The 13,354-nt window shown below is 63.2% G+C and carries 13 protein-coding genes; 5 read left to right on the forward strand and 8 right to left on the reverse strand.

The window, feature by feature from the left end; all coding sequences use genetic code 11:
* Window positions 1-225: 225 nt before the first annotated feature.
* The 6 genes from AC3WUT_RS28255 to AC3WUT_RS28280 form a co-directional block, all read right to left on the reverse strand.
* Window positions 226-990: a class II glutamine amidotransferase gene (locus AC3WUT_RS28255; RefSeq protein ID WP_492350395.1), complete on the reverse strand. Its 765-nt coding sequence runs from the start codon at window positions 988-990 to the stop codon at window positions 226-228.
* A gap of 3 nt (window positions 991-993) precedes the next feature.
* Window positions 994-2,493 carry an MFS transporter gene (locus AC3WUT_RS28260; protein ID WP_492350396.1) on the reverse strand — a complete coding sequence of 500 codons (1,500 nt, stop codon included), beginning with the start codon at window positions 2,491-2,493 and terminating at the stop codon, window positions 994-996.
* A gap of 16 nt (window positions 2,494-2,509) precedes the next feature.
* Entirely contained in the window at window positions 2,510-2,701 is a 192-nt protein-coding gene (locus AC3WUT_RS28265) for a 4-oxalocrotonate tautomerase (protein ID WP_492350397.1), read from the reverse strand.
* Window positions 2,702-2,767: 66 nt separating this feature from the next.
* Window positions 2,768-3,025 carry a cysteine-rich CWC family protein gene (locus AC3WUT_RS28270; protein ID WP_492350398.1) on the reverse strand — a complete coding sequence of 86 codons (258 nt, stop codon included), beginning with the start codon at window positions 3,023-3,025 and terminating at the stop codon, window positions 2,768-2,770.
* A 111-nt stretch (window positions 3,026-3,136) separates the two neighbouring features.
* The gene (locus AC3WUT_RS28275; RefSeq protein WP_492350399.1) at window positions 3,137-5,320 is read right to left on the reverse strand and encodes a malate synthase G; all 2,184 of its coding nucleotides are present in this window, start codon (window positions 5,318-5,320) and stop codon (window positions 3,137-3,139) included.
* Between the two features lie 96 nt (window positions 5,321-5,416).
* The gene (locus AC3WUT_RS28280; RefSeq protein WP_492350400.1) at window positions 5,417-6,133 is read right to left on the reverse strand and encodes a haloacid dehalogenase type II; all 717 of its coding nucleotides are present in this window, start codon (window positions 6,131-6,133) and stop codon (window positions 5,417-5,419) included.
* Between the two features lie 227 nt (window positions 6,134-6,360).
* Here AC3WUT_RS28280 and AC3WUT_RS28285 point away from each other — a divergent pair, with 227 nt between their 5' ends.
* The 4 genes from AC3WUT_RS28285 (at window position 6,361) to AC3WUT_RS28300 (ending at window position 10,189) form a co-directional block, all read left to right on the forward strand.
* Window positions 6,361-7,281: a LysR family transcriptional regulator gene (locus AC3WUT_RS28285; protein ID WP_492350401.1), complete on the forward strand. Its 921-nt coding sequence runs from the start codon at window positions 6,361-6,363 to the stop codon at window positions 7,279-7,281.
* A 63-nt stretch (window positions 7,282-7,344) separates the two neighbouring features.
* Window positions 7,345-7,791: a DUF2214 family protein gene (locus AC3WUT_RS28290; protein ID WP_492350402.1), complete on the forward strand. Its 447-nt coding sequence runs from the start codon at window positions 7,345-7,347 to the stop codon at window positions 7,789-7,791.
* 7 nt (window positions 7,792-7,798) lie between these two features.
* Window positions 7,799-8,614 (forward strand): ChbG/HpnK family deacetylase, encoded by an 816-nt coding sequence (locus AC3WUT_RS28295; RefSeq protein ID WP_492350403.1) that lies wholly within the window; start codon window positions 7,799-7,801, stop codon window positions 8,612-8,614.
* Between the two features lie 30 nt (window positions 8,615-8,644).
* Window positions 8,645-10,189, forward strand: coding sequence for an ArnT family glycosyltransferase (locus AC3WUT_RS28300; RefSeq protein WP_492350404.1), 1,545 nt, complete (start codon window positions 8,645-8,647; stop codon window positions 10,187-10,189).
* A 16-nt stretch (window positions 10,190-10,205) separates the two neighbouring features.
* Here AC3WUT_RS28300 and AC3WUT_RS28305 read toward each other — a convergent pair whose 3' ends face one another.
* Window positions 10,206-11,174 (reverse strand): glycosyltransferase family 2 protein, encoded by a 969-nt coding sequence (locus AC3WUT_RS28305; RefSeq protein ID WP_492350405.1) that lies wholly within the window; start codon window positions 11,172-11,174, stop codon window positions 10,206-10,208.
* A 59-nt stretch (window positions 11,175-11,233) separates the two neighbouring features.
* Window positions 11,234-11,545, reverse strand: coding sequence for a PsiF family protein (locus AC3WUT_RS28310; protein ID WP_492350406.1), 312 nt, complete (start codon window positions 11,543-11,545; stop codon window positions 11,234-11,236).
* 132 nt (window positions 11,546-11,677) lie between these two features.
* Here AC3WUT_RS28310 and argS point away from each other — a divergent pair, with 132 nt between their 5' ends.
* Window positions 11,678-13,351, forward strand: a complete 1,674-nt coding sequence (gene argS / locus AC3WUT_RS28315) for an arginine--tRNA ligase (RefSeq protein ID WP_492350407.1) — start codon at window positions 11,678-11,680, stop codon at window positions 13,349-13,351.
* Window positions 13,352-13,354 lie beyond the last annotated feature (3 nt).

A 13,354-nucleotide genomic window follows, 5' to 3' on the forward strand; every position in this document is an offset into this window, starting at 1 on the left:
TGCCCCTGTTGTAGTGGAAATATTCAAGCGGTTTCTAATGAAATCAAGCACTTGCCGCACTTCGTGTCGAACTCGGGGGCACCGTTTGCAATTCGGGCGCCCCTTCGAATGCAACGACAACTTCTGGAGCATTGCAGGCCCTTCGTCATCGTCTACTGATGCCTATCAGCCTCTTGATAATGCGCTTGGCAGTCATTCCTGACCCCGCGGAGCCTCAACAGCCCCTTAAGCTACGGCCAAACCCTCGACAAACACCTTCAGTTCTCCCTGATGGAACTCGACCCATGATTCGTCTCGGGTCAAGGGTTCTGTCACGATGATCGCCGCGCGGTCGTCGGGTGATGTGCAGGTCGTCCAATCAATGCTGATGTCGTCATCTGCCAGCGTGGATTGTCCGAAGGGCGCCGCACGCTCGAGGTAGTGCAGGCGAGTCGAGGCGTGAGCCCAGAGCGCCTCCCCGTTCGACAACAGGAAATTGAATGTGCCGTGTTTGGCAATTCGAGGCGCCAACTCACGCAAAGTGATGGTCAGTTCTTCCACAGAGGGGACGTTGGCGTGTGATTTGGCAAGTTCTTGCATGATCCAGCAGAAGGCCAACTCACTGTCCGTGCTCCCAACCGGACGAAAATGGCTGTGCAACCTGGGTGAGAAGTTCTTCAAGTCGCCGTTGTGGGCAAAAACCCAATACCTCCCCCATAGCTCTCGCACGAAAGGATGACAGTTCTGAAGATTCACCGCACCTTGCGTGGCTTTGCGTATATGAGCAATGACATTGCGACTTTTGATGGGGTAGCGTCGAATCAGTTGCGCGATGGCGGACTCTGCTGCGGGCTCGTGATCCACAAAGTGACGCAGCCCACGCCCTTCAAAAAATGCGATGCCCCATCCGTCAGAGTGATGATCAGTGCGTCCGCCTCGTTGAGAAAAACCTGAAAAGGAGAATGTCACGTCGGTCGGGACGTTGCAGTTCATGCCCAGCAATTGACACATGGATCATTGGTCCTTTGGAATCTTGTTGTTCATGGCATCGCGGCCTTCACGCAGTTGCCATGCGGCCGCCATGGCCAACATGCACAAAGCAGCCAGAAGCATAAAAACCTCATCGAAGGCCGCCACGCGGGCGGGGCTGGTGACAGGATTGCTCAACGAATCTCCGTGAGCTGCCAATCGCCATTCGAGCACGATGCCGCACAGACTGACACCGGCAGCACCACCCAGCATTCGCAAGAAATTGATGCTGCTCGCCCCTTGCGGAATCAGCGCCTTGGACAAGGGCCGCATGGCTCCCAGGTTCAATGAGGGGAGGATGAAGCCCAGTCCGATCCGCCCGAGGACGGCCAGCAGAGCAAGTTGCCACAGGGCGGATTCAAGGGTCAGCCCCATCATCAACGCAAAGGATGCGGCCAGTAGTGCCAACCCAACACTGACGAGCAAATAGGTTGGTTGCTTGTCTGCCATGCGTCCCACCACGGCAATGGTCGCCGCGAGCACAAAGCCGGCGGGCAGCAAGATCGTTCCAACGTGTGAGGCCGAAATATGAAGTGCCAATTGCATGTAGACAGGCAGCAGGTAGGTGGATCCGAATAAAGCGGTACCGTAGATCACCGCCACGATACTGCCCATGGCAAATTGCCTGTAACTGAACAGATGGAGGTTCATCAACGCCTCGCCCCCCTGTTTGGCGATGCGACGTTCCCACCAAATGAAAAGGAACAAGGACGCAAGGGCCGCCACCAACAGCATCGCTGCCTGCAAGCCTGACCCACCTCGTAAATCGACCAAGCCGTTGAGCAGGCACAAGGTGCCCACGCTGCCCAGCAGCAAGCCACGCCAGTCCAATCCCGCGCCATCGCGGTTGGCTGCCACGCCACCTGGTGCGGTGGTCGGTACGAAACGATGTGCCATCCACAAAGACGCCAGGCAGAAAGGCACGACCATGAAGAAAATGGAGCGCCACCCGAACAGGTCGACCAGAATCCCACCGATGCTGGGGCCGATCGCTGGTGCCAGCACCACCCCCATGCCGAAAATGCCGCTGGCACGCCCTTGCTCATGGGGCGCGAAGGCACGCAGGATGATGATGGCTGGGATCGGTTGAACAATGCCCGCTGCCAGGCCTTCCGCCACGCGGGCGCCCAACACCAATGGGTAGACCTGGGCAAAGCCACCGACAACGCCGCCCAGCAGAAGCAGTGCCACAGCACCTGAGTAAGTCCTTCGATAGCCATACCGGGCCAGCAACCAGGGGGTGGTCAGCATGGACACGGTCATCGCCACCATGAAGCCCGAACTCACCCATTGGGCCCGTTCTTGCCCCAATGAAAAATGGTGGCTCATCGCAGGAATCGCCACATTGACGATGGTGGACGACATGATGGACGCCATCGTGCCGATCATCACGGACAACAGCAGCAGCCAGCGGTAACGTTCCCCATAGCGTTCGCGCAAGGCCTGGGTATGCAGTTCGCCCGCATTCGCGAGAGGAGAAGACATCCGTGCTCCTGGTCGCTCAAGTACGGGCTTCAGACCACAGCTTGCCGCCGGTGGCCCAGTTGTCGCGCCGGACCTCTGTGATGATCACATCGACCGATTCCGTTGCCCCACCCAGAACCTCCCCACTCACGCGGGTGAGCTCTGCCACAAGCTTCTTTTTGTGTTCGATGGAACGGCCTTCCATCATTTCCACGTGATAAGTGGGCATCTTGCGACTCGCTAGGATTTCGAAAGAGTCAAATCATAGAAGGAATGCGCCACCCGGGTGATTCGGCTAAATCTGCTCTCCGTCATGTGCCACCGATGTGATGCGCTCGCCACCCATTGCTTGCGTGCCTTGTGCACATCGCGAGCAGATGCAGCGCAACCCTTGCTCATCGGCCGGCAGGCGCGCCAGCGCATCAGCCCCAATGGGGGTGCTCATGCACCAACAGGCAGAGGCATTGCCTTGGCAGGCACCGCATTCGTTCGGCTGACCGCACAAAGGGCACAGATCTGCGCGGAAGGGCTTGGGTGGCTGGCTCTCAGTCATATCACCGCATTGTGCGCTTCTGTGTGCCAGGCCTGGCAGGCGTGAGCGCCAAAAAAAGGGGGCACCCCAAGGTGCCCCGATCAAGATGCATGCCCCGTCAAGGGCAAGGGCTCAAGCTTTTGCTTTCACCTTGAGGCGCCAGGCATGCAGCAGCGGCTCGGTGTAGCCGCTGGGTTGCACCAGGCCCTTGAACACCAAGTCCAGAGCGGCCTGGAAAGCAGCGCCTTGCGGGTTGGCCACCAGGCTGATGTAAAGCGGATCGCCTGCGTTCTGGGCATCCACCACGGCGGCCATGCGTGCAAAGGTCTCGCGCACCTGGGCTTCCGTGACCACGCCATGCAGCAACCAATTGGCAATGTGCTGGCTGCTGATACGCAGGGTGGCACGGTCTTCCATCAGGCCCACGTTGTGGATGTCGGGTACCTTGGAGCAGCCGACGCCCTGGTCCACCCAGCGAACCACGTAGCCCAGAATGCCTTGCACGTTGTTGTCCAGCTCTTGCTGCTTGTCGGCTTCGCTCCAGTTGGCCTGGGCCGCCACCGGGATGGTCAGCAGGTCGTTCATCAGCGATTCGGGGTCTTGTCCCGATTGCTCGATGTCCGATTGCACCTGCGCCACGTTGATCTGCTGATAGTGCAGGGCATGCAGGGTGGCCGCAGTGGGCGAGGGCACCCAGGCCGTGTTGGCGCCCGCCTTGGGGTGGCCGACTTTTTGCTCCAGCATGGCAGCCATCAGATCCGGCATGGCCCACATGCCCTTGCCGATCTGGGCGCGACCACGCAGGCCACATTGCAGGCCGATCAGCACATTGCGGCGTTCGTAGGCGGCGATCCAGGCGCTGCCTTTGATGTCGCCCTTGCGCAGCATCGGGCCTGCGCGCATGGCCGTGTGCATCTCGTCACCTGTGCGGTCCAGGAAGCCGGTGTTGATGAACGCGACACGGCTGGCGGCGGCCGCAATGCAGGCTTTCAGATTGACGCTGGTGCGGCGCTCCTCGTCCATGATGCCCAGCTTCACGGTGCTGTCAGGCAGGCCCAGCAACTTCTCGACGCGGCTGAACAATTCGCTGGCGAAACCCACTTCTGTCGGGCCGTGCATCTTCGGCTTCACGATGTAGACGCTGCCGGTGCGGCTGTTTCGGATGCCATTGGCGCCATGGCCTTGCAGGTCGTGCAGCGCGATCGCCGTGGTCACCACGGCGTCCATGATGCCTTCCGGGATCTCCTGACCGTTGCCATACAGGATGGCCGGGTTGGTCATCAGGTGGCCCACATTGCGAAGGAACATCAGCGAACGGCCATGCAGGCGCACTTCACCGCCCTTCGCGCCGGTGTAGACGCGGTCCGGGTTCAGGCCGCGGGTGAAGCTCTTGCCGCCCTTGCTCACTTCCTCGGTCAGCGTGCCTTTCAGGATGCCCAGCCAGTTGCTATAGGCCAGCACCTTGTCGTCGGCGTCCACTGCGGCCACCGAGTCCTCCAGGTCAAGGATGGTAGACAGCGCCGCTTCCAGCACCACATCGCTGACGCCGGCCGCGTCGCTCTTGCCAATGGCCGTGTTGCGATTGATCTGGATGTCCAGATGGTTGCCGTTGCGTTTGAGCAGGATGGAACTGGGGTTGGCTGCGTCGCCTTGGTAGCCCACGAATTGCGCGGTGTCCTGCAACGGGCTGTCGCTGCCGGTGCTCAACTTGACCAGCAGTTGCCCATTCACCACCTGATAGGCCACGGCGTCCTTGTGGGAGCCGTTGGCCAGGGGGGCCGAGGTGTCCAGCACCTGGCGTGCAAAGGCAATCACCTTGGCGCCGCGCACCGGGTTGTAGCCCGAGCCCTTTTCGGCACCATCGGCTTCGGGAATGGCGTCGGTGCCATACAGCGCGTCATACAGGCTGCCCCAGCGTGCGTTGGCGGCGTTGAGTGCATAGCGTGCGTTGAGGATGGGCACCACCAGCTGAGGCCCTGCCTGCAGGGCCAGCTCAGCGTCCACGTTGGTGGTGGTGGCCTGCGCCTGCACGGGTTGTGCGGCCAGATAGCCGATCTTTTCCAGGAAGGCGCGGTAGGCCGGCATGTCGGTGATGGGGCCTGGGTGAGCCTGATGCCAGGAGTCCAGCTCGGTCTGCAGGCGGTCTCGTTCAGCCAACAGGGCCACATTCTTGGGGGCCAGATCGGCAACGATGGCGTCAAAGCCTTGCCAGAACGTTTCGCTGCTGACGCCGGTACCCGGCAGAACTTGTTCGTTGACGAAGTCGTAAAGCGTGGTGGCGACTTGCAGGCCGTGAACGTGGGTGCGTGCGGTCATGATGAGGTCCTTGAGTTGAAAGTGAAGTCAGGCAAATGAACAAAAAACAAAAATGAAGGTGCCATCGACCCCGGTGCATTCCGGGCAGGCGGGGCATCACCCCGACGGAAAAAAGGACAGCACGGCCTGAAGGTTGGTACCGGTCCGGCTGGGGGGCGGGCCAATCTGCTCCGGGGGCCGGTCATGCCGGTTCACCCACAGCGTGTTGTAGCCGAACCAGGTGGCCCCCAGAGCGTCCCAGCTGTTGCCACTGACAAACAGCGTGTCGCGCACGGCCACGCCGGTGGCCTTGGGGCCCAGGGCATAGGTGTCGGGGTGGGGCTTGTAGCGGCGTACCGCGTCCACACTGATGATGTGATCCAGCCAGTTTGCCAGCCCGGCGCTGCGCACGGCCACGGCCAGCATCTCGGGGTCGCCGTTGGAGAGGATGCCCGTGGTGATCCCCTGCGCCTTCAGTGCCTGCAGGACCTCCCGGTTCTCAGGAAAGGCGCTCAAGGCGCGATACTGGTTCATCAGTTGCAGTTCTTGTGCGTCGCTCAGCAGCAGGCCCAGTTGGGCTGCGGCATAGCGCAGCGACGCCTGGGTCAAGGCCCAGAAAGGCTGGTAGTGGCCACCACCATCGCTGGTCAGCAACTGGGTATATTCAATTTGCTTGTCGCGCCACAGCCGGCTCAGGGCATCCCCTTGGCCAGCAAACAGTTGTTCGGCCAGCAGGCTCACGCTGTAGACGTCAAACAAAGTGCCGAATGCGTCAAACAGCACCGCCTTGGGCGTGCCAAAGGCGGAGGCAGGTTGGGCGCGGCGTTTGTCCATGCCCAGACTTTATTCCACACTTGAGTAAACATTAATAACTTGAAAATAGATTTATTTGTGACAAATTAAGATGTAATCTGTGGGGCTGATGCGTTCCACGTCAGAGGCCTGCACATCCCCATCGAGCGAGCTTGTCTGGCATGCCGTGTCAAATTCGAATTAAATTTGAGGGTAATGAGGGTTTTTTCGCCTGAGATTTTGACTTTTTGTAACGTAATCTGAGGCCCATGGACAAACTCAAGCAGATGGAATCCTTTGTGTCGGTGGCCACCCGGGGCAGTCTGACCGCCGCGGCCAATGCCGAGGGAGTGGCGCCTGCCATCATGGGGCGCCGGTTGGACGCCCTGGAAGAGCGCCTGGGCGTGAAACTGCTCATGCGGACCACTCGCCGCATCACCCTCACCCACGAAGGCAGCGCCTTTCTGGAGGACTGCCAGCGTGTGCTGGCTGACGTGGCCAATGCCGAGGCCAGCGTCAGTGCCGGGGGCGTCAAGGCCAGCGGGCATTTGCGCATCACGGCGCCAGCGGGCTTCGGCCGCCGGCACGTCGCTCCCCTGGTGCCGCGCTTTCGCGCTCAGCATGCCGAGGTCACGATCTCCCTCAATCTCAGCGATCGAGTGGTCGATCTGGCGGGCGAGGGCTACGACTGTGCGGTTCGGGTGGGCGATCTGCCCGACTCCTCTCTTGTCAGCGTGCGAATGGCCGACAACCGGCGCTTGTGCGTGGCCACGCCTGAGTACTTGCAGCGCAACGGCACCCCGCAGCACCCCTCTGAACTCTCCCGCTTTGACTGCCTGACCTTGTCGAGTGATGCCTCACAGACCCGCGGCTGGGCCTTCCGATTGCCGAAGGACAGCGGCTTCGAGTTGGTGCACCTCAAGCCGGGCGGTCCCCTGGACTGTTCGGACGGGCAGGTTTTGCACGATTGGTGTCTGGCCGGCTACGGCGTGGCCTGGCGAAGCACCTGGGAGGTCGAAACCGAAATTGCCCAAGGCCGCCTGGTGACCTTGCTGGACGAGTTTGCTGCGCCGCCCAACGGTATTTACGCCGTCTTTCCACAACGCAAGCACCTGCCGCTGCGCGTCCGCCTTTGGATCGATTTCCTCAAGCACAATTACGGCCAGCCCGATTACTGGAAGGTGTCCTGACCTTTCCGCTGCCTGCCGCCCCCTGAGGCGTGGGCCGGCCCTGGGCTGGAGAAAGACCTTTCCATGACCCTCGAAGCCCTGCTGGCCAGCCTTCATCTGCTGGCCATCCTGACCCTGGTGGTGTTCCTGTCCAGCGAAGCCGCCCTGTGCCGCCCCGAATGGCTGAATGCCGCAGTGGTCGAACGCCTGCCCCGGCTGGATCTGATTTACGGGCTGGCCGCCGCGTTGGTGTTGATCACTGGCCTGGCCAGGGTGTTCCTGGGCATCAAGGGCGCGGCCTGGTATGCGCCGCAGCCCCTGCTGCATCTGAAGCTCGGGCTGTTTGCCCTGATGGGCCTGCTGTCCATTTCGCCCAGCCTCGCGTTCCGCCGGTGGCGCCGTGAATACCGCGCCACTGGGGCGCTGCCCGACGCGGCCGAAGTGCGCCGGGTGCGGCGTCTGGTGATGTGGCAGGCGCATCTGTTTCCCATCATCCCGGTGATTGCGGTGTTCTGGGCTCGGGGCTGGTGAGGCCACGATGAAGTCTGTCATCCTCTGTGCCGATGATTACGCCCTCAACGAGAGCGTGTCGCGCGGCATCGTGGCCCTGGTCGAGGCCGGTCGCCTCAGCGCCACCAGCGTCATGACGCTGTCTCCGCGCTGGGCCGCGGATGCCGCTGGGCTGGCCGCCTGGCGTGGCCGCATCGACGTTGGTCTGCACCTGGACTGGACCAGCGAATTCGCCCTGGCCGCCGGCCACGGTGCCCCGCTGGGGGCTTTGATGCGCCGCAGTTGCTGGCCCGGGCTGCCTGCTGCGCAGGTCCGCGCGGAGGTGCTGCGCCAACTGGACCGCTTTGAGCAACACTGGGGCGCCCCCCCCGACCATGTGGATGGCCATCAACATGTGCAGCAATTCCCTGGCCTTCGCCAGGCGGTGGTCGATGTCCTGGCTCAGCGTTATGCCACCGGCCCGCGTCCCTATTTGCGCATCTCGCGTCCGGTCGCCTGGCAAGGCGGGCTCAAGGGCCGTGTGATCGCCGGCATGGGCGCTGCCGCCCTGCAGCGCCTGGCCCGTGCCCGTGGCTTGGCCGTGGCGCCTTTTCTGTCGGGCATCGACGATTTCCAGTCCGATGTGGCCGGCTATGCCCAAAGCATGTCGCGCTGGCTGGCCGACGCCCCCGAAGCGTGTCTCATCATGTGCCACCCCGCGCGGGCGGCCGAGCCCGGGGACGAGATCGGGCCCGCTCGACTGCGCGAATGGACCTACCTGTCCGGTCCTGATTTCGCGGCTGCACTGCAGCAGGCCCAGGTGCAACTCGCGCGGGGTCAAACTCTTTTGGCGTCCGTGCCCTGAGCTCGGTGCCCCATCCTGCCGGAACCTACCGTGACTGAACGACAAAAATCCTGGGCCGGGCTGGCCTTTCTGTGGGGCTTGCTGCTGGTGCTGGCGGCCCTGCGCCCCCTGGCCGTGCCTGATGAGGGCCGCTATGGCGACATCGGGCGCTGGATGCTGCAAAGCGGTGACTGGATCATTCCGCGGCTCAACGGCATTCCCTTTTTCCACAAGCCGCCGCTGCTGCATTGGCTCAACGCCAGCCTGATGGCCGTGCTGGGCGTGCACGCCTGGGTGGCCCGCCTGGGGCCGGCCCTGCATGCCGGGCTGATGCTGCTGGTGATGTACCTGACGCTACGCCGCATCCCGGCGCTGCCTGGGCACAGCAGCGAGCGTTTGGCCCAGCGCGCCACCTGGGTGCTGGGCAGCAGCCTGGCTTTTCTGATCGGCGGGCAGTACATCAACCACGACATGCTGGTCGCCTGCTGGATCGGCGTCGCGATCTGGGCTTTTGCGATGGCCTTTGTGCAATCCAGTGAGCGTGTTCCAGATGCCTGGTTGGCCCGTGCAGGCTTTGTCGCCTGCGGCCTGGGGGTGCTGAGCAAGGGCTTGATCGGCCTGGTGTTGCCCGGACTGGTGTTGTTCATCTGGTTGTTCCAGACCCGGCAGTGGCACAAGGTGCTCCGATTGCCCTGGGTCAGCGGGCTGGCCTTGTTCGGGCTGATCGCCGTGCCCTGGTTTGTGCTGGCCGAGCGCCAGGCGCCGGGGCTGTTGGCCTACCTGTTCGGCGATCAGCAGTTCAACCGTTACACCGCCACCACATTCAACAACGGGCGCCCCTGGTGGTTCTACTTGGCAGGCCTGTTCCTGCTCATGTTTCCCTGGACCTTCCTGGTGCTCCCCCAGGTGCTGGCCTGGTTGCGGCGCCGGGCCTGGCCCTTGCCCGCAGGCCTGGGCCCCTGGGTGTCACTGGCCTGGATCTGGCTGGTGGCCATCATCGGATTTTTCTCGGTGCCACATTCCAAATTGATCGGCTATGCCCTGCCCGTGATGCCTCCTCTGGCGTTCCTGGCCGCCCTGGGCTTTGAGCAGACGCTGGCCCGGCGACCCCATGCCGGGCGGTACTTTGGGGGCTTGCTGGCTTTGGCGCTGTTGGTGGCGTGTGGGGTCGAAGTGGCCGCCGCCCGTTACACCGAGCGCCGGGGCAGCGCCGATGTGGCTGCCGTGCTGGCCTGCCAAATGGCGCCCGGTGACACCGTGCTGGCTGCGGGTGATTTTCCCTACGACCTGCCTTTCGTGGCGCGCCTGCCACGGGCCATGGTCGTGATCCAGGATTGGGCGCTGCAGCGCCGCGAGGCGGGTGACAACTGGCGCCGTGAGTTGTTTGAGGGGGCTGATTTCGATCAACAGGCCGCAGGCGTGCTCATGGGGCCGGAGGCCCTGGCACAAGCCACTCAGAAACCGGGTCAGTGGGTGGTGGCACCCCGAGGGTTCGAGATCACCGGCTTCACGACGGTCTTCGAAGGACAAGCCTGGGTTCTGTACCGCAGCCCGAGCACGGCGGCCGGTGAGGGCCTGGCTTCTTGCCGGCGCTGATCAGGCCAAGAAGTCCTCAGGCCTGAGGAGGCGGCAGCCCCTGGCCGTGGCGGGCCTTCATCAGGTAGGTGGGGCGGCGCTTCACCTCTTCGTAGATGCGCCCGATGTATTCGGCCAGAACGCCGATCGACAGGATCTGGATACCGCTGAGCAGCATCATGCCGGCGGCCAGGGTGGCGTAGCCCGGCACGTCGATGCCGTACACAAAATAGGACACCACCACCCACAGGCCGTAGCTGAGCGAGGCCAGCGAGATCAGCAGCCCGACCACCGCCAGAGTCCGCAAAGGCAAGGACGAGAACGCCACCAGGCCCGTCAGGGCCAGCGAGGCGGCGCTGCGCAGGCCGAAACTGCTTTGGCCATCAGTGCGCGGCAGGGGCTCGTACTCAAGGGCGGTGCTGTTGAAGCCCACCCAGGCATACAGGCCCTTCATGAAGCGGTTGCGCTCGGGGAGCGTCTTGATGGCTTCGACCACGGCCCGGTCCATGAGTCGAAAATCCCCGGCATTGGGCGGAATTTTCACCCGGTTGTTGTGGTTCACCAGGGTGTAGAACAAACCGGCCAGGTTGGCGTGCAGCCGGGTCTGGTCGTCGCGGGTCTTGCGCACGGCGTACACCACGTCCATGCCCTCGCGCCAGCGAAGCAGCATCTGGGCCATCAGCGACACCGGGTGCTGGCCATCCGAATCCATCAGGATCACCACTTCACCGCGGGCGGCTTCCATGCCGGCCGTCAGAGCGGCTTCCTTGCCAAAATTGCGCGACAGATCGATCAGCACCACTTCCGGGTGCTGGCGTGTCAATTCGATCGCGGCGGCGGCCGTCTGGTCACGGCTGCCGTCGTTCACGATCACCACCTCCACCTGGGGGGACAGGGCGCGCAAGGCCTCCAAGACCTGGGGCACAAAGCGGCCCAGGTTGCCGGCCTCGTTGTAGGCCGGCATCACGCAGGAAATGGACGGGGTGGTGGTGGCTCGATCAAGCATGGCCGCGATTATCGATCAGCGGCGTGGCGGTCGGCAGCCCCACGGGGGCGGCTCCGGGGTCAGGAGGCCTTTTTGGGCTTGCGCAGGCATTCGCTCATGTAGGCTTTGCGCTCGCTGCCCGGGCGGCCGGTGGCCTTGAAATCGGCACTGCAGCGCGACATCCGGTTTTGCGGCTTGGCCTGTGCACCATCGCCTGCTTCGGCGGCCTTGCCCTGGGCCAGCGCCACCTGGCCTGCCAGGCTCAGCGCCAGCCCGACGCCAAGGGCGCTGGCGCGCACCCAGGTGGCCCATCGGGTTCGAGTGGGTGACGGCGCAGCCGCTTGGAGGGCGGGGCGCAGAGCCGCACCTGTCATCGAGAACACTTTGAACATGTTGCAATCTCCCTTGGGCTGGTGGGATGCCGGCGGCTCCCAGACCCGAATTCGACGCTTAAACCACGCTCTTCTGGTCTCCATGCACCCAGGTGCCCGTGCCGTTCGGGCACCGCCCCGTAAAATCACGCCATGCTTTCTGTCAAACACGATTTGCTCGCTGCGCTGGCGGCCGAGCTCGAGAAACTTTCCCCCGGTGCTGGTCCCAAGGCGGTCTTCGAGTCGCCCAAGGTGGCGGCCCATGGCGATTTCGCCTGCACGGCGGCCATGCAGTTGGCCAAGCCCCTCAAGCTCAACCCGCGTCAGGTGGCTGAGTCCCTCAAGTCCGCCTTGATGGCCACCCCCGCCTGGGCGCAGTGGGTCGATGCCATCGAGATCGCGGGCCCGGGCTTTCTGAACGTCCGCCTCAAGCCTGCTGCCAAGCAGCAGGTGGTGCGCGAGGTGCTTGAGGCAGGAGATCAGTTTGGCTGGCAGGCGGCACGCAACGAGCGCGTGCTGGTCGAGTTTGTCTCGGCCAACCCGACCGGCCCCCTGCATGTGGGCCATGGACGCCAGGCGGCGCTGGGCGACGCCATCTGCAACCTGTTCCAGACCCAGGGCTGGGACGTCTGGCGCGAGTTCTATTACAACGATGCCGGCGTGCAGATCCAGACCCTGGCCAACAGCACCCAGTGCCGTGCCAAGGGCCTCAAGCCCGGTGATGCCGGCTGGCCCGAGTCGGCCTACAACGGCGACTACATTGGCGACATCGCCACCGACTTCCTGGCCGGCAAGACCGTCAAGTCGGACGACCGTGAGTTCACCGGCAGCGGTGATGCCGACGATCTGGACGGCATCCGCCAGTTCGCCGTGGCCTACCTGCGTCATGAGCAGGACCTGGATCTCAAGGCCTTCCAGGTGAAGTTTGACAACTATTACCTCGAGTCCAGCCTGTACACCAGCGGCCGGGTGGAGGCCGCGGTCAACAAACTGATCGCCGCGGGCAAAACCTACGAGCAAGACGGCGCGCTGTGGCTCAAGTCGACCGATTACGGGGACGACAAAGACCGCGTGATGCGCAAGTCCGACGGCACCTACACCTACTTCGTGCCCGATGTGGCCTACCACATCACCAAGTTTGAACGGGGCTTCGGCAAGGTGGTCAACATCCAGGGCACCGACCACCATGGCACGATTGCCCGGGTTCGCGCCGGTTTGCAGGCGGCTGACGTGGGCATTCCCCAGGGCTACCCCGACTACGTGCTGCACACCATGGTGCGGGTGATGCGTGGGGGTGAAGAAGTCAAGATCTCCAAGCGCGCTGGCAGCTACGTCACACTGCGCGACCTGATCGAATGGACCAGCAAGGATGCCGTCCGCTTTTTCCTGCTGTCACGCAAGCCGGACACCGAGTACATCTTCGACATCGACCTGGCCCTGGCGCAGAACAACGACAACCCGGTCTACTACGTGCAGTACGCTCACGCCCGCATCTGTTCGGTGCTGACCGCCTGGGGCGGCGATGCGGCCTCGCTGGCTGGCGTCGACCTGTCGCCGCTCCAAGGCCCCCAGGCCCAGGCGCTGATGCTGCAATTGGCCAAGTACCCCGACATGCTCACGGCGGCCGCGCAAGATTTTGCACCCCATGACGTGACTTTTTACCTGCGCGACCTGGCCGCCAGCTATCACAGCTACTACGATGCCGAGCGCATCCTGGTGGATGACGAGCCGGTCAAGCTGGCGCGTCTGGCGCTGGTCGCGGCCACGGCCCGGGTGCTGCACAATGGCCTGGCTGTGCTGGGCGTATCGGCACCTTCGAAAATGTGAGCG

The sequence above is a fragment of the Curvibacter sp. EU05-FHT14A10 genome, assembly GCF_058791075.1.